Consider the following 20,831-nt stretch of genomic DNA (forward strand, 5'->3'; position numbering starts at 1 on the left):
GATCCATTCGGACGAGACAAGGCGGGTTGCGAATATGGCGGATTGGCTGGCTCTGGCGGCAATTACCCTGTTGTCTGCGGGCCTGACAGGACGGCTCCTGATTGCCTCGATGCGCGAGGGCAAACCAGTAGGACGGGTTTTCGAACCGGGCGGCGGGCAAGGGCATGTGTTTCTATTTGAAGGCACCGACCTGATCGGTGCCTCACATCAGGGCACCGACAGAGGTATTCATGACTGGCACGGCCTGCGCGACAGGCTTGCTGACGAATTCCCCGGATTCCCATCGGATCCCGAGCATGTGGAACAGCAAGGAGAATTGGTCGTCACCGCGATCGATGGACGGGCTGACCGCGATGTCTATTGCGAATGGATCGACGGCATCGTTCGGGTCGAACTGCGCAGGCATTGCCACACACAAGACGGTAAACGGCAGAACCCCGATACCGACCCGCTGCGACTTGCTATGGATCAGGCGCCCTATCCGGTCTGGTATCTGGGCGGGGATGGCGGCATCCGATGGTGTAACGCCGCCTATGTGGTTCTCGCCCGAAAGGTGCGAGGGCGCTCGCCAGAACTGTTCGACCCGCTGTTTCCCGACGTCTCGGACATAGGCGCGCCGGGCAAGAAAACCCGGATCTCCATCGCGACCGGCGATACCGGCACCAAACTATGGTTCGACGTCGTGATCGTCCCGCAGGACGAAGGCTGTCTCTGCTACGCGATGGACATCAACGCGGTCGTCGATGCCGAAGTCGCCCAGCGCAATTTCGTGCAGACCCTTGCCAAGACCTTTGCCCAACTGTCCATCGGGCTGGCGATATTTGACCGCAACCGGCAACTGGCACTGTTCAATCCCGCCCTGATCGACCTGACCTGTTTGCCTGCCGATTTCCTCAGCAGCCGGCCGGAGGTCTCGAGCTTCTTTGACCGGCTGCGCAACCTCAATATGATGCCCGAGCCCAAGAATTACGGCGGCTGGCGCCAGCAGATGAACGACCTGCTGCACGCGGCATCGAGCGGCAATTATCAGGAAACCTGGTCGCTGCCCTCGGGCTCGGTCTATTCGGTCAGCGGGCGGCCCCATCCCGACGGCGCGGTGGCCTTCCTGTTCGAGGATATTACCGCAGAGATCACCCTGACTCGCCGGTTTCGATCAGAGCTGGAATTGGGGCAGGCAGTGCTGGACCATCTGGATGCGGCGATTGCGGTGTTCGCCGCCGACGGGTCGCTGGCCTTTTCCAACGCCGCCCATCACCGGTTGTGGAAATCCGATCCCGATCTCAGCTTTGCACAGGTGACGATCGTGGATGCGACCCGAACCTGGCAGGACCTTTGCGCCGCGACGCCGCTTTGGGGTGATATCCGAGACTTTGTCGAAAGCCGCGAAAACCGGGCCGAATGGGGGGGGCGCGTGCAATTGCGCAGCGGCGCGTATCTGATCTGCACCGTCAGTCCGATCCAGAACGGCTCTACCCTGGTATCCTTTTCGTCGCCCGCAGAGACAGCCGCGCGCGGCCCCGCCCACGCCGGGGGGTGATACCGCCTTGCAGCCGGAATGCACCGCAGTCATTGTGGCGCCATGACCGCTTCGCCCCTGATCCTGCACCCTGACAGCCCCGATGAAACCGCCCGTCTGGCGGTGGTTCTCGGTGCCGCTTTGGCGCCAGGCGATTGCCTTCTGCTGTCGGGCGAGATCGGCAGCGGCAAGACCCATTTCGCCCGTCACCTGATCCAGACCCTGCTGCCTGTTGCCGAGGATATCCCCTCGCCCACCTTCACGTTGGTACAGGTCTATGACAGCACCCGGGGCGAGATCTGGCACAGCGATCTCTACCGCCTGACCGGACTGGACGAGATCGAGGAACTGGGCCTGTCAGAGGCCTTCTCGGAAGCGATCACGCTGGTTGAATGGCCAGACCGGCTGGGCCCTCTGACACCGGATCATGCCCTGCATCTGCATTTCGAAACCGACCCTCAGAACGAGTTGAAACGCCGCCTGACCCTGTCTTGGACCGATCCAAAATGGACCCCACGCATCGAGGCGCTGAAATGAGTGACCGAAGCGCGCTTGCCACCGCTTTCCTGGCCGAAACCGACTGGGCCGGCGCCTCGCGCGCACCTCTGGCCGGCGATGCCTCGGCTCGCAGCTATGAGCGGTTGACCAACCCGGAAACCGGCCAGACCGCCGTTCTGATGGATGCACCGCCCGCGCAGGGCGAAACGGTGCACCGCTTTGTGGAGGTGGCGCGGCACCTGCGCGCCCAGGGCCTCAGCGCGCCGGAGATCCTGGCTGAGGATCCAGCGCAGGGGTTTTTACTGATCGAGGATCTGGGCGACGACCTCTTTACCCGCGTCATCGCCCGCGACCCGTCGCAAGAAGTGCCGCTTTACGAGGCAGCGACCGATCTGCTGGTGGCGCTGCGTGACATGCCGCTCATGGCCGGACTGGACAGCTATGGCCCGGCACCGCTGGCCGAAAAGACCGATATCGCATTTGATCACTATGTGAGCGGGATCACAGGCACTGACACCACCGAGATGCGGGATCGGTTCATCGACCGGTTCGGTGGCGTCCTGCACCGGACGATCCAGGGACCCAAAGTGCTGATCCTGCGGGACTATCACGCCGAGAATCTGCTCTGGCTGCCGGATCGCGCCGGGATGGCCCGGGTCGGGCTGCTCGATTTCCAAGACGCGGTCGTGGGCCACCCGGCCTATGATCTGGTCAGCCTCTTGCAGGACATCCGCCGAGATGTGCCGGCCCGGATCGAAATGCGCATGATCGACCGGTTCATAGCCGAGACCGGTGCGGACGACCACGAATTCCGCACTGCCTATGCGGTGCTGGGCGTGCAGCGGAACCTGCGCATTCTGGGCGTCTTTGCCCGGCTGTCGCGCGAGATGGGCAAGACCCGGTACCTGGCGCTGATGGCGGCAGTCTGGCGTCACGTGATGCGCGATCTGGAGCATCCGGCCATGGCGGGTATCGCGGACATGCTGCGCCAAACGCTACCACCACCCTCTCCTGAAAATCTGGCCCGACTGCACCCGAGATGACACCATCCGACCTGCCCGTAATGCTGTTTGCCGCCGGGTTCGGCACCCGTATGGGCGACCTGACCCGTGCCCGCCCGAAACCCCTGATCGAGGTGGCGGGTCGCCCTCTGATAGATCACACACTGGATCTGGCCCGCGCAGTTTCCCCGCCCCGGATCGTGGCGAACCTGCACTACCTGGCCCCGATGCTGGCGGCGCACCTGGCCCCACTGGGTGTGCTGATGTCCGAGGAGCAGCCCGATATCCTCGATACCGGCGGCGGGTTGCGGCAAGCCTTGCCGATGCTTGGGGCCGAAACGGTGTTTACAAGCAATACCGATGCGATTTGGTCGGGGCCGAATCCGTTTGCCCTGCTGGCCGAAGCGTGGGATCCAGCGCGTATGGACGCGCTGTTGATGTGCGTAGCGGTTGACAAGGCCATCGGTCATTCCGGGACTGGCGATTTCAGCCGTGACGCACAGGGACGGATCGAACGCGGGCCGGGGCTGGTCTATGGCGGGGTGCAGATCGTCAAGACCGGCGGGTTGGACAGCTTTGACTTGCCTGCCTTTTCGCTGAACCTTCTGTGGAACAGGATCGGGGCGTCGGAGCGGCTCTTTGCGCTGGAATACCCAGGGCGCTGGTGCGATGTGGGCCATCCCGGCGGGATCACCCTGGCCGAGGAGATGCTGCGCGATGTTTGACCCCAGCCCGCACCCCCGTGTCTTTGCCCTGCCACCCGGCGTCGATTTCCCGCGGGCGCTGGTGCAGGGGCTGCGCCAGCGCGCTGCCGGGCAGGCGCCGCATGTTCTGGCGCGGGCGCAGGTGGTGGTCAACACCCACCGGATGGAGCGGCGCATCCGTGCGCTGTTCGATGCCGGGCCGGCGGCTCTGTTGCCGCGGGTGTCGCTGGTCACCGACCTGACGGCGCTGGGCGCGGTCACCCATCTGCCGCTCGCCATACCGCCGCTGCGGCGGCGGCTGGAACTGGTGCAGCTGATCACGCGCCTTTTGGACCAGCAGCCCGATCTGGCAGCGCGGGCCTCGATTTTCGACCTTTCCGACAGCCTGGCCTCTCTGATCGACGAGATGCAGGGCGAAGGCGTCACACCCGCTGCCATTCGGGCGCTGGATGTCAGCGACCAGTCTGGCCACTGGGCACGCGCGCAGCAATTCATCGCCATAGCCGAGCGCTATTTGCGCAGCGGTGACGACGAACTGGATGTGCAGGCCCGGCAAAGGCGCGTGGTCGAGGCGTTGGTCTCTGAATGGGCGCAGCGCCCACCCGCGCATCCGGTGATCCTGGCGGGCTCGACCGGATCGCGCGGCACAACCATGCTGCTGATGGAGGCGGTGGCCCGCCTGCCGCAGGGCGCCGTGGTGCTGCCGGGTTATGACTTTGATCAGCCGGAGCGGGTCTGGGACGGGCTCGAGGACGCGCTGACCACCGAGGATCATCCCCAGTTTCGCTTTGCCCGGCTGATGGCGCGGCTGAACCTGACGCCGGATCAGATCGCACCCTGGTCGGATGACATCGCCCCCTGCCCCGCCCGCAACAGGCTGATCTCGCTGGCGCTTCGCCCCGCACCGGTGACCGACGCCTGGATGAGCGAGGGGCCGCAGCTGGAGGGCATCGACACCGCCACCCGCGAGATCACCCTGATCGAGGCGGCGAGCCCGCGGGACGAGGCGCAGGCCATCGCCCTACGCCTGCGCCAAGCGGCCGAGGATGGGCAAAGCGCGGCGCTGATCACCCCTGACCGGATGCTGACGCGGCAGGTCAGCGCCGCGCTTGACCGCTGGAACATCCTGCCCGATGACAGCGCCGGCCTGCCGCTGCACCTGTCACCTCCGGGCCGGTTCCTGCGTCATGTGGCGGCGCTGTTTTCCGCGCGGCTGGATGGCGAGGCCTTGCTGAGCTTGCTGAAACACCCGCTGTGTCACACCGGCGGGGGCCGCAACGAACACCTGCTCCACACCCGCGATCTGGAGCTGGATCTGCGCCGCAACGGACCGCCCTTTCCCGGTGCCGAAGACCTCGCCGCTTTCACCACGCGCCGCGAGGTGCCCGAAGGCTGGACCAACTGGGTCGCCCGCTGTTTCTGCGACCAGCATGTCACCCGCGCCCTGCCGCTGTCCGAATGGGTCGACCGCCTGCGCCAACTGGCCGAGGCGCTGTCGGCAGGCGCCGAGGGCGGCACCGGCAGCCTCTGGGAACAGAAGGCCGGGCAAGAGGCGCTGGCCATCGTCACCGCTCTGGCCGACGAGGCCCCGCATGGCGGCGAGTTGGATGCCCGCGATTTCGCCGATCTGCTGGGGGGGCTGTTGTCCACGGGCGAGGTGCGCGACCGCGATGCGCCCTATCCCGGCATCATGATCTGGGGCACGCTCGAGGCACGGGTGATGGGGGCCGAGCTGCTGATCCTGGGCGGGCTGAACGAAGGCAGCTGGCCCGAGTCCCCTGCCCCCGACCCCTGGCTGAACCGTCGCATGCGCCATGATGCGGGCCTGTTGCTGCCGGAACGCCGCATCGGCCTGTCGGCGCATGATTTCCAGCAGGCCATCGGCGCGCCCGAGGTCTGGCTGACCCGCGCCAAACGCTCGGATGATGCCGAAACCGTACCCTCGCGCTGGCTGAACCGGCTGACCAACCTGTTGCAGGGCCTGCCCGATCAGGGCGGCGCCGCGGCGCTGTCCGAGATGCGGGCGCGTGGCCGCCGCTGGCTATCCATGGCCGAGGCGCTGGAGGAGGCCCCGCGCAGCGCCCCGGCCCCGCGCCCTTCGCCCCGGCCCCCGTTGGCCGCGCGGCCCCGGCAATTGTCGGTGACCGAGATCAAGAGACTGATCCGCGATCCTTACGCGATCTATGCCCGGCATGTGCTGCGGCTGAAACCGCTGGACCCGCTGGTGCAGGCGCCCGACGCGCTGTTGAGGGGGATCGTGATCCACGAGATCCTGGAGAGTTTCGTGCGCGACAGCGTGCTGGACATGGCACTGCTCAACCGCGACACCTTCCTGAAACGCGCGGCCACGATGCTGGAGGAGCTGGTTGCCTGGCCCACGGCGCGGGCGCTGTGGTTGGCGCGGCTCGACCGGGTGGCCGATGCCTTCCTGTTGTCCGAAGAGGCCCGACGCACCGATGCAGGCCCGATCGCCTTCGAGGCGCGGATGCGCAAACAGCTCGACGGGCTGGATTTCACCCTGACCGGGCGGGCCGACCGGATCGACCGCACCGAACGCGGCTCTCTGTGCCTTTACGACTACAAGACAGGGGCACCACCCAGCGAAAAGCAGCAGGCGAAATTCGACCGGCAGCTGTTGATCGAGGCCGCACTGGCCGAGGAAGGCGGGTTCGAGGGGATCGACCCGGCCCCGGTGGCGCGCGCGGTCTTTATCGGCATGGGCGGCAGTTACAAAGAGGTGCCAGCCCCGCTCGACGCCGAGCCCCCGGCCAAGGTTTGGGCTGAACTGCACCAGCTGATTGGCGCCTATTTCGAGCCAGATCAGGGTTTTACCTCGCGCCGGATGTTACACAAGGACAGCGATGTCGGCGATTACGATCATCTGGCCCGGTTCGGCGAATGGGACCGCAGCGCCACACCCGAAGCCGAGGATCTGACATGAGCGCCCGCAACGCAGCAACAGAACGACAGGTACAGGCCGCGCGGCCCGACGCCTCGACCTGGCTGGCGGCAAATGCCGGGTCGGGCAAGACCAAGGTGCTGACCGACCGGGTGGCGCGGCTGTTGCTCAGCGATGTGCAGCCTCAGCACATACTGTGCCTGACCTATACCAAGGCAGCGGCCAGCGAGATGCAGAACCGCCTGTTCAAACGTTTGGGCGAATGGGCGATGCTGGCGGATGCGCCGCTCAGGGCGCAACTGTCCGATCTTGGGGTGCCGGGGGCGATCGACAATGCGCGGCTGGCCCATGCCCGCACCCTGTTCGCCCGCGCCATCGAAACGCCTGGTGGGCTCAAGATCCAGACCATCCACTCGTTCTGCGCCACGCTCTTGCGCCGGTTCCCGCTTGAAGCGGGGGTCAGCCCGCAATTCTCGGAAATGGAGGACCGCGCCGCCGCCCTGCTGCGCGAAGAGATCGTCGAGGATCTGGCCGCCGGTCCGCAGGCTGCGCTGATCTCGGATCTGGCCCGCCATATCACCGATACCGATTTCGCCAGCCTGACCGCCGCCATCTGCCAGCAACGCGCGGCCTTTGCCCACCCGCTGGACTGGGCCGGGCTGCTGACCCTGTTCGATCTGCCCGAGGGGTTCGATACCCAAGGGCTGCTGGCCTCGGTTTTTCTGGGGGGCGAGGTCGAGCTGATCCGCTCCCTCCTGCCCACACTGATGGGAAGCGGTGCCAATGACCAGAAAGCCGCCGCGCGGCTTGCAGCCTTTACCCGGCCGACACTCGACGGGCTGATCGTGCTGGAACAGGTTCTGCTGACCGGTGTCAGCGCGAAATCGCCGTTTTCGGCCAAGATCGACGGGTTTCCCACCAAGGGTCTGCGCCAGGGCGCGCTGGCCGGACAGATGCCGCAACTCGAAGCACTGATGTTGCGGGTCGAGGCAGCGCGTGACCAGCGCCTTGCGCTGGCTGCCGCTGAGAAATCGCAGGCGTTGCACCGGTTCGCAGCCGTGTTCCTGCCGGAATATGCCCGGCGCAAGCAGCTGCGCGGCTGGCTCGACTTTGACGACCTGATCCTGAAGGCGCGGCAATTGCTGACCGATCCGAGCGTCGCGGCCTGGGTGCTTTACCGGCTCGACGGCGGCATCGATCATATCCTGGTGGACGAGGCGCAGGATACCAGCCCCGAACAATGGGACGTGATCGAAAAGCTGGCGCAGGAATTCACCAGCGGCGAAGGCGCGCGCTCGGGTGTCGAGCGCACCATTTTTGTTGTCGGTGACAAGAAACAGTCGATCTATTCCTTTCAGGGCGCCGACCCGGACGCGTTTGACCGCATGCAGGCCGAATTCGGGCGTAAGCTGCGCGATTCAGGCACTAACCTGGAAGATTTGACGCTTGAATTCTCGTTCCGCTCGTCCAGCGCGATCCTTGGACTGGTCGATCTGGTGTTCCGGGACCGGGCACAGGCCGGGTTCCGCAAAGAGGCATTGCACCGCGCCTTCAAGTCCGACCTGCCCGGGCGGGTCGATCTTTGGCCGCTGATCGACAAGGTAGAGGAAGAGGAAGACGGCGACTGGACCGACCCGGTGGACCGGCCCGGCGCGCGCCATCACGCGGTGATTCTGGCCGAGCAGGTCGCCGGGCAGATCCGCGAGATGATCGACCGGGGCGAAACCATCCCGATTGATGGCGCAACACCCGGTATGTTCGCGCGGCGACGGGTGCGGCCCGGCGATTTCCTGATCCTGGTTCAGCGCCGATCCGATCTGTTTGCCGAGATGATCCGCGCCTGCAAGGCGGCGGGCCTTCCCATCGCGGGGGCCGACCGGCTCAAGGTCGGGGCCGAACTGGCGGTCAAGGATCTTGCCGCCCTGCTCAACTTTCTGGCCACGCCCGAGGATGATCTGTCGCTGGCCACGGTGCTGAAATCGCCGCTGTTCGGGTGGAGCGAACAGCAACTCTTCGATCTGGCACATCGCCGGACGGACCGCTACCTGTGGGCGGCGCTCAGGGCGCGCCGGGCCGAGTTTCCCGAGACGCTCGAGATGCTCGACGACCTGCGCGGGCAGACCGACTTTCTGCGCCCCTATGACCTGATCGAGCGGATCCTGACCCGGCATGACGGGCGCCGCAAGCTGCTGGGCCGATTGGGCGCCGAGGCCGAGGACGGGATCAACGCCCTGCTCAGCCAGGCGCTGGCCTATGAACGCTCGGACATTCCCAGCCTGACCGGGTTCCTGGTCTGGATGCAGACTGACGATCTGGAGATCAAGCGCCAGATGACCGGGGTGGGCGACATGATCCGGGTGATGACGGTACATGGCTCCAAGGGGCTGGAGGCGCCCATCGTGATCCTGCCCGACACCGCCCAGCGCCGCGCGCCACGCGATGCCGAGATCATGTTGGCCGAGGGTACACCACTGTGGCGGGTCTCGCGCGACAGCTCTCCGGCGTTGCTCTCGACTGCGCGCGAGGCCGCGCAGACACGTGAGATGAACGAGCGGTTGCGGCTGTTGTATGTGGCCCTGACTCGGGCGGAAAAGTGGTTGATCGTGGCGGCGGCGGGTGATCTGGGCAGCGATGGCAACAGCTGGTACCAGGCGGTTTCGGACGCTATGGTCGAGGCCGGGGCGACCGGGGTCGCGGGTGATATCCTGAGGCTGGAGCATGGCGACTGGACCGGGCCACCATTGGTCGAGGAGAGCTCTGCGCCCGACATGACGGTCACACTGCCCGATTGGGTGGTCCGCCCTGCGCCCGATCCCGTATCCGCATCCAAAACCATTGCGCCCTCGGATCTGGGCGGCGCCAAGGCCCTGCCGGGAGAAGCCGGTCTGGACGAAGAAGCCGCCAAAGCGCGCGGCAGCGGGCTGCACCTGTTGCTGGAACATCTGCCCGGAACCGAACCGGCGACTTGGACCGATCACGCCTTGCGCCTGTTGCCAGGCCTTGATGCCCCCTTGCGCGAAGATTTGCTGAACGAGGCACGCGGCGTTCTCAGCGCCCCGGCGCTGGCCGAGATCTTTGCCCCCGGTACCCTGGCCGAGGTGCCGATTACGGCGCCGCTGGGGGCAAGGCGCTTGCACGGAGTGATCGACCGGTTGCTGATCGGTGATAGTGAAATCGGCGTCGTCGACTTCAAAAGCAACGCGGTGGTGCCAGACGGGCCCGAAGCCTGCCCCGAAGGGCTGTTGCGGCAGATGGGCGCCTATGCGCATGCGCTGGAACAGGTCTATCCCGGCCGCACCATCCGCACCGGCATCCTTTGGACTCGCACCGCACAGATCATGTGGCTGCCTCACGATCTTGTGGCCGCTGCCCTGGGTCGCATCCAGATATCTTGACCTCCCCCCATCGGGAACCTACCTTTCCGGCCCAAGCGCATCCCTTTTTGGAGACAGACCATGTCCACCGTAGCCGTCACCGACGCAACCTTCGACGCCGAAGTCAAGAATTCGGACATCCCCGTAGTGGTGGATTTCTGGGCCGAATGGTGCGGCCCCTGCAAACAGATCGGCCCCGCCCTGGAAGAGTTGGCAACCGAATATGCCGGCAAGGTGAAGATCGCCAAAGTCGATGTGGACAGCAATCCCAATGCCGCCGCCGCGATGGGCGTTCGGGGTATTCCGGCCCTGTTCATCTTCAAGGACGGTCAGGTTGTGTCGAACCGCGCTGGTGCGGCGCCCAAGGCGGCACTGCAGAACTGGATCGACAGCTCGATCTGAGGCCGGTTTCACGGTATGAACCAAGAGGCGCCCCGTATCGGGCGCCTCTTTTTCGTTCCAATTCCGGGCGATGGCAGGAGAGGCAGAATGGCTAAGACGCGCGTATTGGTGGAATTCGGCATGGGCACGTCGCTCAGGCGCGAGGATAATACGGAGGCGGCGCTGCGCGCTCTCAAGGACGCGCTGTGGCACAACTCGGTCAACATGGCCGAGTTGTTCGGCTTTCCGAAAGAGGCGATGATCGTCGATGCAGAAATCGGCGTACAGCGACCTGAGGCCGTGGATACGGCCGCGCTTGCCGCCATCTTTCCCTATGGCCAGCCCAATATCACGGTCCGGCAAGGCGGGCTGGATATCGACAAGCCGCAGGGCGGCGGACGCACGGTCATCGCCAATGCGGCGGTGGTCGTTTCCTTTGACATGGAGGCGGCGGGATGAGCGATCATCGGATGATCCTTGAGATGGGCACCGGCAATGATCTCTATGGCCAGGACTATACCAAGGCGGCGCGGCGGGCGGTTCAGGACGCTCTGCACCATTCCTCGATCACGCTGATTTCGAAACTGGGGATCGATCACGGACAGATGCGGGTGCAGGTGACCATCGGTGTGCAGAGACCTGATCAGGTCGATTGCGAGGCCGTCGCCGCCGAACTGCAGCGCGGAGCTGCCACTTTGCGCGCGGTGCTGGGCGGGCTGGACGTGGCGGACCCGGATACCGGAACCCACCATGTCGTGGCAACTGCCGCGATCGAGGCGTTCCTGCCCTCCCTTGCGGGCAAATATCAGCTGATGCGGCACGATCCGGCCTGAGCGACCCTCAACCGGGCGTGAACAGGAGGAACAGCGCAAAGGGGCTTGCGCGAATCCTTTATTTCGATAAAACGCGAAATATGGAAATAACGATTCCCCTCCGCCTGTCCACCCTTGGGCATCCGCAACGGCTGGCCGTATTCCGCCTGCTGATGCGCCGCTATCCGGGACGCGTCGCCGCTGGTGAAATCGGCGCCGCACTGGATGTGAAGCCCAGCACATTATCGTCATATCTTTCTGCTTTGGTGCAGGTGGGGCTGGTGACCCAGACCCGCGAGGGCACTTCGCTGCTTTACCAGGTGGATATGGACGGGATGCGTGAGACGATGAACGCGCTGTTCCTGGATTGCTGCCGGGGTCGCCCTGAATTGTGCGCGCCAACCGATTTCTCTCCTCTTGCGACGAGCCCACTCATGACCCACCCGACATACAATGTCCTGTTCATCTGCACCGGCAACTCCGCCCGCTCGATCTTTGCCGAGACCCTGCTGCGGGACGAAGGCGGTGACCGGTTCAACGTCTTTTCCGCAGGGACCAGGCCCTATTCCGAGCTGAACTCTCACGCGGTCGAGGTGCTGCGCGCCAAGGGTCATGACGTGACCGGATTGCGCGCCAAGAACATTGCCGAGTTCACCACCCCCGAGGCGCCAAAGTTCGATTTCGTCTTTACCGTCTGCGACCGCGCCGCAAACGAGGAATGCCCGGCCTGGCAGGGACAACCGATCTCGGCCCATTGGGGCATGCCTGACCCGGTCAAGGCCGAGGGCAATGACGCGCAGAAAAGCCTCGCCTTTCAGCAGGTCTATGGCACGCTGAAGAACCGCATTCAGGCCTTTGCCAACCTGCCTTTCGAGCAGCTTGACCGGATTTCCCTGCAACGCGCTGTCGATGATCTGAGCCGAGAGGCCTGACACAATCCGATCCGTTTTTTCAAAGGAATTATCATGACCGTTTACGCACTGAATGGACTTGGCCGTATGGGCAAGCTGGCCCTGAAACCGCTGCTGGAGCGCGGCGCAGAAATCGCCTGGATCAACGATGCGGTGGGCAGCCCCGAGATGTTCGCGCATCTGCTGGAATTCGACACGGTACATGGGCGCTGGCAGGCCGAATTCGGCTGGGATGACCAGTCGATCACCATCGACGGCACCCGCATTCCGGTCCACACCAGCCGCCGGATCGAGGACCTGCCGCTGAATGGGGTGGATGTGGTGATCGACTGTACGGGCGTCTTCAAGACCGAAGCGAAACTGGCCCCCTATTTCGATGCGGGCGTCAAAAAGGCGGTGGTCTCGGCCCCGGTCAAGGACGGCGATGCGGCAAACATCGTCTATGGCGTGAACCACGATATCTATGAGCCCGCGCGCCACCGGATCGTCACCGCCGCCAGCTGTACCACCAATTGCCTGGCGCCGGTGGTCAAGGTCCTGCACGAGGGGATCGGGATCAGGCACGGCTCGATCACCACGATCCACGATGTCACCAATACCCAGACCATCGTCGACCGCCCCGCCAAGGACCTGCGCCGGGCACGCTCGGCACTGAATTCGCTGATCCCCACCACCACCGGCAGCGCCACCGCGATCACGCTGATCTATCCCGAACTCAAGGGGAAGCTGAACGGCCATGCGGTGCGGGTGCCCTTGCTGAATGCCTCGATCACCGATTGCGTGTTCGAAGTCGCCCGCGAGACCAGCGCCGAAGAAGTCAACGCGCTGTTCAAGGCCGCCGCCGAGGGGCCGCTGAACGGAATCTTGGGATATGAAGAGCGGCCACTGGTCTCGGCCGATTATACAAACGATCCGCGCTCTTCGATCGTGGATGCGCCTTCGACCATGGTGGTGAATGGCACCCAGGTCAAAATCTATGCCTGGTATGACAACGAGATGGGCTATGCCCACCGATTGGTCGATGTGGCCTGCATGGTGGGTGACAGCCTGTGACCCGGGCCCCGTCCGAGCGCGGCGGGCTGTCGGCCTATTTCGCCGTCACCGCCGCCTATTGGGCCTTTATGCTGACCGATGGCGCCCTGCGCATGCTGGTGCTGCTTCATTTCCACATGATGGGCTTCAGCCCGGTGCAACTGGCCTATCTGTTTGTGCTCTACGAGGTCGCGGGCATGGTCACCAACCTGTCAGCGGGCTGGATCGCCGCCCGGTTCGGGCTGGCGGCCACGCTCTATGCCGGGCTGGCGCTTCAGGTGGGCGCGCTGGTGGCCTTGTCGCAACTGGATCCGGGCTGGCAGATCACCACCTCGGTTGCCTTTGTCATGGTCGTGCAGGGCCTGTCAGGCGTGGCAAAGGACCTGGCCAAGATGTCCTCGAAATCGGCGGTCAAGCTGCTGGCCCCGAAAGAGGGTGACGGGCTGTTTCGCTGGGTCGCAGTGCTGACAGGCTCAAAGAACGCGGTCAAAGGCGTGGGGTTCCTTCTGGGCGCCGTGCTGCTTGGGTTCGCCGGATTCACTGCTGCAACACTGGGCATGGCGGCCATTCTGGCGGTGATCCTGCTGGCGGTGCTGATCGCTATGCCCCCCGGCCTGCCCAAGGGCCGCAAGGGCGCCAAGTTTTCCGAGGTCTTCTCCAAATCCGCCAATATCAACTGGCTCTCGGCGGCGCGGGTGTTTCTGTTCGGCGCCCGCGACGTGTGGTTCGTGGTCGGCATCCCGGTCTATTTCTATGCCGTCCTGTCCGATGGCAGCGAGGCGGGCAACCGCGCCGCGTTTTTCATCATCGGCGGGTTCATGGCAGGGTGGATCGTGTTCTACGGCGCGATTCAGGCCTCGGCCCCGCGCCTGCTGCGCGCCGCATCGCGGGGCGAGGGTGATCTGATCGCTGCAGCCCGCAACTGGGCCGCGTGGCTGGCCCTCGTTCCGGCACTTCTGACGGGCGCGACCTTGATGGCCGGCGGGCCACAGCCCTGGCTGACGGTGGTTCTGGTATCGGGCCTGCTGGTGTTTGGTGCGCTTTTCGCCGTCAATTCCTCGCTGCATTCCTACCTGATCCTCGCCTTTTCCAAGGACGAGCGGGTCACCATGGATGTGGGATTCTACTACATGGCAAATGCGGCGGGGCGGCTGTTGGGTACACTGCTGTCCGGGCTGACCTATCAGCTGGGCGGGGTACCCGCCTGTCTGGGAACCGCAGCGGTGATGGTGGCGCTCAGCGCGCTGGCCGCCGGCCGGTTGCACACTGAACCGGCCCATAGCAGTACATGAACGATAGCCCGGAATAGAAAAAGCCGCCCGAAACACGAGCGGCCATTCTAAAGTCGATCCGTGGGGAATGGATCAGATCTTGGCGATGTCGGCACGGGTCAGGCCAATGTCGTCCAACTGGGCGTCGGTCAGAACCGACAGCGCCTTGCGGGTGCGGCGCGAGTCGTTCCAGGATGCCACGGCCTCTTTCGCCGAGTAGAAGAAATCCACCACGCGGAGAACGGTGACTGCTCCGAGCGGCGCTGTGGTGCTGGTGGTATATGCCATTTGCGCGTTCCTTTGAATGAAACAGCCGACCCTGCGTCGGTTGTGAGGCTCATCTAGGGGATGGGTCCGAGTCTTACAAATGCCCGCTCGACAGCCCCGAAATGCAATCCGTGCATAACTTCTAGGCAGTATGCATAGCTTGCCCTTGCGCCCGCCACGGCCCATATACGGGCTCAACACAGGATGGAGGCAATCATGGCAGACGATCAATTCCCGGGCTGGCACGGCACCACGATCATCGGCGTCAAGAAAGGCGGCGAAGTGGTGATCGCGGGCGACGGTCAGGTCAGTCTGGGCCAGACCGTGATCAAGGGTACCGCCCGCAAGGTGCGGCGCCTGTCGCCGGGTGGCTATCACGTGGTCGCGGGGTTTGCCGGATCGACGGCGGATGCCTTTACCCTGCTCGAACGGCTGGAGGCCAAGCTGGAGGCGACCCCCGGGCAACTGGCCCGTGCCTCGGTCGAGCTGGCCAAGGATTGGCGCACCGACAAGTACCTGCAAAAGCTCGAGGCGATGCTGATCGTCAGCGACGGGCAAGACATGTTCGTGATCACTGGCGCAGGTGACGTGCTGGAGCCTGAGCATGACGTGGCCGCCATCGGGTCGGGCGGGAATTTCGCGCTGGCCGCCGCGCGGGCGATGATGGACAGCGACAAGAACGCCGAACAGGTGGCCCGCGCCGCCATGGCGATTGCCGCTGATATCTGCGTTTATACCAATGGCAACCTGACGGTTGAGACAATCTCTAAATAAGTGAGGCCGCGTCAAAGACGCGGCCTCGCGGGCGGAGAGAGTGAGTGGTGGCGCCCGTTAGTGAATCTTGGCAACGCCCAGCGGCACACCGGCGACGTCGCACCAGATGTAGACCTCGTTATAGGCGGAAACATCCCAGGTCGGCGGCACCGCATAACGCTGCTTTCCGGTCAGCGACAGCAGCGCACCCAGCTTGGTGTCCGGATCGTAGTGGCCGTCCTTGCCAAATGCGACGCGCGGATCCGGTCCGCCATCGAGAGAGAAATCGTCACCCAGTTCGACCACATAGCGTTCGCCGTCTTTCACCAGCTTCACCGAGCCGGAGGTGACATGGTTGGAACGGCCTTCGAACTGACCCTTGGCCCCGCCCGCAAAGGCGGCGGCGCCGGATGCGAGCGCTACGGCAGTTCCCGCGGCGGTGAGAAACAAAGAACGACGGGTGATCATGAGTGGTGAATTCCCTTGATTGGACTTAGCGTCTGATGCGCAAGACGAGAAATAAACCGGCGCCCGGTAGGCGGAAAGGTACCCTCACGCATAGCTGAAAGCACGTGTCCTGCGGTGAACGTCGCGTGACCGGCTTGTGTTTTCGGCCCCCATGCTTAGGTTCCGAGGCGACACAACGAGATTGAGAGCACATGACCGACCTGACCCCGCGCGAGATCGTCTCGGAGCTTGACCGTTTCATCATCGGACAGAAGGACGCCAAGCGCGCTGTTGCCGTGGCGCTGCGCAACCGCTGGCGGCGCAAGCAGCTGGCTGACGACCTGCGCGACGAGGTGTACCCGAAGAACATCCTGATGATCGGCCCCACTGGCGTGGGCAAGACCGAGATCAGCCGCCGCCTGGCGAAACTCGCGCGCGCACCTTTCATCAAGGTCGAGGCAACCAAGTTCACCGAGGTCGGCTATGTCGGGCGCGATGTGGAACAGATCATCCGTGACCTGGCCGATGCGGCCATCGTGCAAACCCGCGAATATATGCGGGACGAGGTGCGCGCCCGCGCTCACAAGGCGGCCGAGGATCGGGTGATCACCGCCATCGCCGGTGAGGACGCCCGCGAGGGTACGCGCGAGATGTTCCGCAAGAAGCTAAAGTCAGGCGAGCTGGACGACACCGTGATCGAGCTTGAGGTCGCCGACGGTTCGAACCCGATGTCGATGTTCGAAATCCCGGGCCAGCCCGGCGGCAATATGGGGATGATGAATCTGGGCGACCTGTTCGGCAAGGCCTTTGCCGGACGCACCACTCGCAAGAAACTGCGCGTCGCCGACAGCTATGAAATTCTGATCGGGGAAGAGGCCGACAAGCTACTGGATGACGAGTTGGTCAACAAGACCGCGCTGGAAGCGGTCGAGCAGAACGGCATCGTGTTCCTGGACGAAATCGACAAGGTCTGCGCCCGCTCGGACGCGCGCGGCGCGGATGTCAGCCGCGAGGGGGTGCAGCGTGACCTGCTGCCGCTGATCGAGGGCACAACTGTCAGCACCAAATACGGGCCGATCAAGACCGACCATATCCTGTTCATCGCCAGCGGCGCCTTTCACATTGCCAAACCCAGCGACCTGCTGCCCGAATTGCAGGGGCGGCTGCCAATCCGGGTGGAGCTGCGCGCGCTGACCGAAGAGGATTTCGTACGCATCCTGACCGAGACCGACAATGCGCTGACCCGGCAATATACCGCGCTGATGGGTACCGAAAAGGTGACCGTCGCCTTTACCCCCGACGGTATCGCGGCGCTGGCCCGCATCGCCGCCGAGGTGAACCAGAGCGTCGAGAATATTGGCGCGCGGCGCCTTTATACGGTGATGGAACGCGTATTCGAGGAACTCTCCTTTACCGCGCCCGACCGTTCGGGCGAGGCGGTGACGGTGGACGCAGGGTTTGTCGATACGAATCTTGGAGAGCTGACACGTTCGACCGACCTGAGCCGGTACGTTCTGTAGCGGACAGGTCTTCGCCGGAACGAGGATCTGAGATGCGGTTTCGGGTTGCAATCATTCTGGGTGTGGCGCTGTTGTCGGGCTGTACCGACCGCAGCTATACGCCGATCACGCCCGAGGCGCTGGCGGTGGGCAGCCCCGCCACCATCTTTGCCGCGACCACCCGGGTGCAAAAGGGCGACGGCTCCTTTGGTCCGGACCGCGCCGAAAACCTGAGCCTGCTGGAACTGACCGTCTCGATCCCGCCCGACCGCCGACCCGGGCGGCTCGATTTCGGCTATGGCCGGGCCAACCCGGAAAAACAGTTCATCCTGGCGGGCCAGACGGTGTTCGACGGCCCCGAGGTGTTTCGCACCCGCTTAAAGCAAGAACTTGCGCGGCAACCGGCAGGAGAGCGCGAGCTGACGCTGTTCGTGCACGGTTTCAACTCGACCCAGACCGAAACCGCTTATCGGGCGGCCCAGCTGGCCCATGACATCGACATGTCCGGGTCACTGATGGTCTATTCCTGGCCCAGCAAGGGGCATGCACTGGGCTACGCCTATGACGCGGACAGCACGGTGTTTGCCCGCGACGGGCTGGAGACCGTGCTGCGCCAGCTGGGCGAACAGCGGATAGACCGGATCTCGGTTGTCGCCCATTCGATGGGCTCTTTCCTATTGATGGAGGCGTTGCGCCAGATCGAGATCGCCACTCCGGGCTGGTCCGCGCGTCATCTGGACGGGGTCATACTGATCTCGCCCGACTTGGATCTCGACGTGTTCCGCAGCCAGATGCGCAGGATCAAAACCGTGCCACAGCCCTTTGTTGTGATGGCTTCGGAAAAGGACAATGTGCTGAATTTGTCGCGACAACTGCGCGGCAAGCAAAGCAGCGAACGGCTGGGTCAGATCGGCTCGGCGGCGCTGATCACCGATCTGCCGGTCGCGGTAATCGATACTAGCCAGTTCTCGGACGAGGCTGAATCGGGCCATTTCGTCGCCGCCACCTCGCCCACGCTGCTGGCAATGATCGCCGAAGCACGCAACATGACGGAACTGTTCGAGGCAGGAAATGTGCCGCTGGAGCGCGCTTTTCCCGGCATCATCACCTATGCGCGTGACAACCTTGACGTGGTGATGGAAAACAACGACCGCTAACTTCGGCTGCGCCGGAGATAGACGTAATAGGCACCTTCGCCGCCGTGGCTGATATGGGCGGGTGTCACCTGGAGCACCGCCTGCGCCAATGGAGGTAGCGACAGCCATTGCGGCACCTGATGGCGCAGCACCCCACGCGGGGTGGGGATGGGTCCCGGCTCGTCGCGAAACTTGCCCTTGCCGGTCACCACCAGTACCAGCCGTTTGCCCTGGGCCTGGGCGCTCAGGATAAAGCGGGTCAGGGCAGGGTGGGCGGTATCGACGCGCATACCGTGCAGGTCGAGTTTTCCCTCGGGTTTCAGCTTGCCCCGGCGCATCCGGGTATAAGCCTTGGGATCCATCTGCACCGGCGTCCGCGACAACCGGTCTGTGACCGAGGGTGTCAGCACATGGCGTGCGGATTTGACGCGCGCCGATTGACCTAGCTCGAAAGGTTCCAGCGACATCGGCAGCGGTTTGGTCGGTTTCGGTTTGGGCAGCGTCTGCGGGTGCACCCCGTCGACACGTTCCGGGTGCAGCCGGTCGGCCTGCCGGACGACCTTGCGCCAGAGGTCGATTTCATCCCGTGTCAGCTTTCTCCGGGTCATCAGTACCCATCCGGCAACAGTGCATAGGCGCGCTGGATCGGCAACAGAACCACCATGCGACCCGGATCGCGCAGCGTACCCGCCGCCTGTCCTGCCGCATCGCCAGTGCCAAAGAAGATATCGGCCCGCTGCGCCCCCTTGATGGCCGATCCGGTATCCTGCGCGATCATCAGTCGCCGCATCAGCCCGGCGCCGTTCTTTTCGACCCAGACCGGCGCACCTAGCGGCGTATAGGCGGGATCGACCGCGATCGAGCGCAGCGGCGTCACCGACCGGTTCATCGCCCCCACTGGCCCCAGATCCGAAGGCAGGTGCTTCAACTCGCGAAAGAAAACATAAGACGGGTTGTGATAGAGCAGCTCGGTCCCGGCGTCGGGGTTTCGCCGGACCCAGTTCTTGATCACCTGGGCGCTCACCTGATGGGCGGAATAGATGCCGCGCCGTACCAGTTCGACCCCGATCGACCGATAGGGATGCCCGTTCGCGCCGCCATATCCCAGCCGCACGGTTTGCCCATCCGGCAGGCGAATGCGGCCTGACCCCTGAATTTGCAGAAAGAACAGCTCGACCGGGTCATCGACCCAGGCAATCTCGAGTCCGCGATTGTCCATTACTCCGCTGGTCAGTATCTGGCGCCGATCCAGCCATGGATTGCTGGCGCGCGCCTCGGGCGGCATCTTGTAAACCGGATACCGATAGCGGGACGAAGGGAACCGGGCGCCCTCAAGTTCAGGTTCGAAATACCCGGTGAACAACGCATCCTGGCCATCCTCGATAAGAACGGGACGAAACAGCAGTTCAAAAAAACCACGCGCGGTCTCGTGCGTTGCCTCGCGCGCCATGGCGCACAGGCTGCGCCAATCGGGGTCATTGAACTGGTCGCAGGTGTTCAGAAAGGTGGTGAGCGCGGCAGCGTGATCGTCTTCTGCCCAGCCGTCCAGCTGGTCAAAGGAGAGAACGGTATGCGTAATCTCTGCCGCTCCGGCCGAGGCGGTCATAATGGCACCTGCCAGAACAGCCGACCGGAGCGCGCCAATCATGCGTCCGTAGCGACAAGCAGCCAGTTCGGATCATCGGTGCCCATGACGCGGGCAAAGGTCCAGACGTCCTTTTGCCGTTTAACCGTCGTGGGGCTACCTTCGACCACATCGCCGCCGCGATCACGGACAACCGAGGTCAGTTCGCCCACGAAACGCATGGTGATTTCGGCCCGGTTGCCGTCCTTATCGAAATGCACGTCCTGAATTGCGGTTTCCCGCACACCGACGAATTCCGCCTCGATCGTAAGACCCTGATCCTCGCGCGCTGCAACGACGCCGACAAAGGTTTCAAAGACGTCTTCGGCCAGAAACGGCTCGATCTCATCCAGGTTGCCACGCTCGAACCCCATTACGATCATCTCGTAGGCGCCGCGCGCACCCTGCACGAATTCACTGACCGAAAAAGCCGGTTCAATCCGTTTCATCGCCGCCAACGCCTGGGCTTGCGGGCTTTCCTCGGGAACATGGTCGGTGATGTCACGGTCGGGGCCGCCTTCGATCACCTCAAAATCGCGCCGCGCGCGGTTTTCCGGTTGCTTCGGCACCGGCGGTTTTTCGAACCCTTCACGGGTTCCAAGCACGCTTTTCAGGCGCAGAATCAGGAAAATGGCAATGCCGGCCAGCACAAGAAGCTGGATCAGGGGAGAGTTCATTATGTCCTCGGTCTCGGGCCAGAAACTTT

At 64.0% G+C, this 20,831-nt stretch carries 20 protein-coding genes; 15 read left to right on the forward strand and 5 right to left on the reverse strand.

Annotated elements, in window-relative coordinates; translation table 11 throughout:
• The first annotated feature begins 34 nt into the window (after positions 1 to 34).
• The 12 genes from AC2FL1_RS10230 (at position 35) to arsJ (ending at position 14,420) form a co-directional block, all read left to right on the forward strand.
• Positions 35 to 1,537, forward strand: coding sequence for a PAS-domain containing protein (locus tag AC2FL1_RS10230; protein WP_496876847.1), 1,503 nt, complete (start codon positions 35 to 37; stop codon positions 1,535 to 1,537).
• A 42-nt stretch (positions 1,538 to 1,579) separates the two neighbouring features.
• A complete protein-coding gene (gene tsaE / locus AC2FL1_RS10235; RefSeq protein WP_496876848.1) occupies positions 1,580 to 2,053 on the forward strand; it encodes a tRNA (adenosine(37)-N6)-threonylcarbamoyltransferase complex ATPase subunit type 1 TsaE in 474 nt (157 codons plus the stop codon).
• A complete protein-coding gene (locus tag AC2FL1_RS10240; protein ID WP_496827162.1) occupies positions 2,050 to 3,057 on the forward strand; it encodes an aminoglycoside phosphotransferase family protein in 1,008 nt (335 codons plus the stop codon). Before tsaE ends, AC2FL1_RS10240 begins: the two co-directional genes overlap by 4 nt.
• Positions 3,054 to 3,740 (forward strand): nucleotidyltransferase family protein, encoded by a 687-nt coding sequence (locus tag AC2FL1_RS10245; RefSeq protein WP_496827164.1) that lies wholly within the window; start codon positions 3,054 to 3,056, stop codon positions 3,738 to 3,740. Before AC2FL1_RS10240 ends, AC2FL1_RS10245 begins: the two co-directional genes overlap by 4 nt.
• Entirely contained in the window at positions 3,733 to 6,660 is a 2,928-nt protein-coding gene (gene addB / locus AC2FL1_RS10250) for a double-strand break repair protein AddB (RefSeq protein WP_496876849.1), read from the forward strand. Before AC2FL1_RS10245 ends, addB begins: the two co-directional genes overlap by 8 nt.
• A complete protein-coding gene (gene addA, locus AC2FL1_RS10255; RefSeq protein ID WP_496876850.1) occupies positions 6,657 to 10,013 on the forward strand; it encodes a double-strand break repair helicase AddA in 3,357 nt (1,118 codons plus the stop codon). Before addB ends, addA begins: the two co-directional genes overlap by 4 nt.
• 60 nt (positions 10,014 to 10,073) lie before the next feature.
• Positions 10,074 to 10,394, forward strand: a complete 321-nt coding sequence (gene trxA, locus AC2FL1_RS10260) for a thioredoxin (RefSeq protein ID WP_011049545.1) — start codon at positions 10,074 to 10,076, stop codon at positions 10,392 to 10,394.
• Between the two features lie 87 nt (positions 10,395 to 10,481).
• Positions 10,482 to 10,832 (forward strand): Lin0512 family protein, encoded by a 351-nt coding sequence (locus AC2FL1_RS10265; RefSeq protein WP_496876851.1) that lies wholly within the window; start codon positions 10,482 to 10,484, stop codon positions 10,830 to 10,832.
• Positions 10,829 to 11,206, forward strand: coding sequence for a Lin0512 family protein (locus tag AC2FL1_RS10270; RefSeq protein WP_496876852.1), 378 nt, complete (start codon positions 10,829 to 10,831; stop codon positions 11,204 to 11,206). Before AC2FL1_RS10265 ends, AC2FL1_RS10270 begins: the two co-directional genes overlap by 4 nt.
• Positions 11,207 to 11,286: 80 nt before the next feature.
• Positions 11,287 to 12,117: an arsenate reductase/protein-tyrosine-phosphatase family protein gene (locus AC2FL1_RS10275; RefSeq protein WP_496876853.1), complete on the forward strand. Its 831-nt coding sequence runs from the start codon at positions 11,287 to 11,289 to the stop codon at positions 12,115 to 12,117.
• A 33-nt stretch (positions 12,118 to 12,150) separates the two neighbouring features.
• On the forward strand, positions 12,151 to 13,149 hold the full coding sequence (locus AC2FL1_RS10280; protein ID WP_496876854.1) for an ArsJ-associated glyceraldehyde-3-phosphate dehydrogenase: 999 nt from the start codon (positions 12,151 to 12,153) through the stop codon (positions 13,147 to 13,149).
• Complete coding sequence (gene arsJ, locus AC2FL1_RS10285) at positions 13,146 to 14,420, forward strand: organoarsenical effux MFS transporter ArsJ (protein ID WP_496876855.1); 1,275 nt, start codon at positions 13,146 to 13,148, stop codon at positions 14,418 to 14,420. The genes AC2FL1_RS10280 and arsJ overlap by 4 nt, the downstream gene beginning before the upstream one ends.
• A gap of 72 nt (positions 14,421 to 14,492) precedes the next feature.
• On the opposite strand, the gene AC2FL1_RS10290 is transcribed toward arsJ, so the two are convergent.
• Positions 14,493 to 14,687 carry a DUF1127 domain-containing protein gene (locus AC2FL1_RS10290; protein ID WP_234139135.1) on the reverse strand — a complete coding sequence of 65 codons (195 nt, stop codon included), beginning with the start codon at positions 14,685 to 14,687 and terminating at the stop codon, positions 14,493 to 14,495.
• 195 nt (positions 14,688 to 14,882) lie between these two features.
• On the opposite strand from AC2FL1_RS10290, the gene hslV reads away from it, so the two are divergent.
• Complete coding sequence (gene hslV / locus AC2FL1_RS10295) at positions 14,883 to 15,440, forward strand: ATP-dependent protease subunit HslV (RefSeq protein ID WP_496827176.1); 558 nt, start codon at positions 14,883 to 14,885, stop codon at positions 15,438 to 15,440.
• Positions 15,441 to 15,497: 57 nt separating this feature from the next.
• Here the strand turns inward: hslV and AC2FL1_RS10300 are convergent, their stop codons facing one another.
• Entirely contained in the window at positions 15,498 to 15,887 is a 390-nt protein-coding gene (locus AC2FL1_RS10300) for a DM13 domain-containing protein (protein ID WP_496827177.1), read from the reverse strand.
• Positions 15,888 to 16,078: 191 nt separating this feature from the next.
• Between AC2FL1_RS10300 and hslU the strand changes: the two genes are divergently transcribed.
• Both hslU and AC2FL1_RS10310 read left to right on the forward strand, forming a co-directional pair.
• A complete protein-coding gene (gene hslU / locus AC2FL1_RS10305; protein WP_496876856.1) occupies positions 16,079 to 17,386 on the forward strand; it encodes an ATP-dependent protease ATPase subunit HslU in 1,308 nt (435 codons plus the stop codon).
• A 32-nt stretch (positions 17,387 to 17,418) separates the two neighbouring features.
• Positions 17,419 to 18,522, forward strand: a complete 1,104-nt coding sequence (locus tag AC2FL1_RS10310) for an alpha/beta hydrolase (protein ID WP_496827181.1) — start codon at positions 17,419 to 17,421, stop codon at positions 18,520 to 18,522.
• On the opposite strand, the gene AC2FL1_RS10315 is transcribed toward AC2FL1_RS10310, so the two are convergent.
• From AC2FL1_RS10315 to AC2FL1_RS10325, 3 genes are read right to left on the reverse strand one after another with little or no spacing between them, the layout of a single operon-like run.
• On the reverse strand, positions 18,519 to 19,109 hold the full coding sequence (locus tag AC2FL1_RS10315; RefSeq protein ID WP_496876857.1) for a Smr/MutS family protein: 591 nt from the start codon (positions 19,107 to 19,109) through the stop codon (positions 18,519 to 18,521). The two genes, AC2FL1_RS10310 and AC2FL1_RS10315, sit on opposite strands and share 4 nt — an antisense overlap.
• Positions 19,109 to 20,149: a murein transglycosylase A gene (gene mltA, locus AC2FL1_RS10320; RefSeq protein ID WP_496827185.1), complete on the reverse strand. Its 1,041-nt coding sequence runs from the start codon at positions 20,147 to 20,149 to the stop codon at positions 19,109 to 19,111. The genes AC2FL1_RS10315 and mltA overlap by 1 nt, the downstream gene beginning before the upstream one ends.
• Complete coding sequence (locus AC2FL1_RS10325) at positions 20,146 to 20,802, reverse strand: Tim44/TimA family putative adaptor protein (RefSeq protein ID WP_496827187.1); 657 nt, start codon at positions 20,800 to 20,802, stop codon at positions 20,146 to 20,148. The genes mltA and AC2FL1_RS10325 overlap by 4 nt, the downstream gene beginning before the upstream one ends.
• Positions 20,803 to 20,831 lie beyond the last annotated feature (29 nt).

It is taken from the genome of Ruegeria sp. YKSF070 (genome assembly GCF_059612725.1).

Coding starts and splice junctions, on each gene's coding strand:
- AC2FL1_RS10265 (WP_496876851.1), top strand. CDS start 10,482: ATGGCTAAGACGCGCGTATTGGTGGAATTCGGCATGGGCACGTCGCTC.
- AC2FL1_RS10290 (WP_234139135.1), bottom strand. CDS start 14,687: ATGGCATATACCACCAGCACCACAGCGCCGCTCGGAGCAGTCACCGTT.
- AC2FL1_RS10280 (WP_496876854.1), top strand. CDS start 12,151: ATGACCGTTTACGCACTGAATGGACTTGGCCGTATGGGCAAGCTGGCC.
- AC2FL1_RS10270 (WP_496876852.1), top strand. CDS start 10,829: ATGAGCGATCATCGGATGATCCTTGAGATGGGCACCGGCAATGATCTC.
- hslU (WP_496876856.1), top strand. CDS start 16,079: ATGACCGACCTGACCCCGCGCGAGATCGTCTCGGAGCTTGACCGTTTC.
- AC2FL1_RS10240 (WP_496827162.1), top strand. CDS start 2,050: ATGAGTGACCGAAGCGCGCTTGCCACCGCTTTCCTGGCCGAAACCGAC.
- addA (WP_496876850.1), top strand. CDS start 6,657: ATGAGCGCCCGCAACGCAGCAACAGAACGACAGGTACAGGCCGCGCGG.
- AC2FL1_RS10325 (WP_496827187.1), bottom strand. CDS start 20,802: ATGAACTCTCCCCTGATCCAGCTTCTTGTGCTGGCCGGCATTGCCATT.
- AC2FL1_RS10315 (WP_496876857.1), bottom strand. CDS start 19,109: ATGACCCGGAGAAAGCTGACACGGGATGAAATCGACCTCTGGCGCAAG.
- AC2FL1_RS10275 (WP_496876853.1), top strand. CDS start 11,287: ATGGAAATAACGATTCCCCTCCGCCTGTCCACCCTTGGGCATCCGCAA.
- trxA (WP_011049545.1), top strand. CDS start 10,074: ATGTCCACCGTAGCCGTCACCGACGCAACCTTCGACGCCGAAGTCAAG.
- AC2FL1_RS10245 (WP_496827164.1), top strand. CDS start 3,054: ATGACACCATCCGACCTGCCCGTAATGCTGTTTGCCGCCGGGTTCGGC.
- AC2FL1_RS10300 (WP_496827177.1), bottom strand. CDS start 15,887: ATGATCACCCGTCGTTCTTTGTTTCTCACCGCCGCGGGAACTGCCGTA.
- AC2FL1_RS10310 (WP_496827181.1), top strand. CDS start 17,419: ATGCGGTTTCGGGTTGCAATCATTCTGGGTGTGGCGCTGTTGTCGGGC.
- AC2FL1_RS10230 (WP_496876847.1), top strand. CDS start 35: ATGGCGGATTGGCTGGCTCTGGCGGCAATTACCCTGTTGTCTGCGGGC.
- tsaE (WP_496876848.1), top strand. CDS start 1,580: ATGACCGCTTCGCCCCTGATCCTGCACCCTGACAGCCCCGATGAAACC.
- mltA (WP_496827185.1), bottom strand. CDS start 20,149: ATGATTGGCGCGCTCCGGTCGGCTGTTCTGGCAGGTGCCATTATGACC.
- hslV (WP_496827176.1), top strand. CDS start 14,883: ATGGCAGACGATCAATTCCCGGGCTGGCACGGCACCACGATCATCGGC.
- addB (WP_496876849.1), top strand. CDS start 3,733: ATGTTTGACCCCAGCCCGCACCCCCGTGTCTTTGCCCTGCCACCCGGC.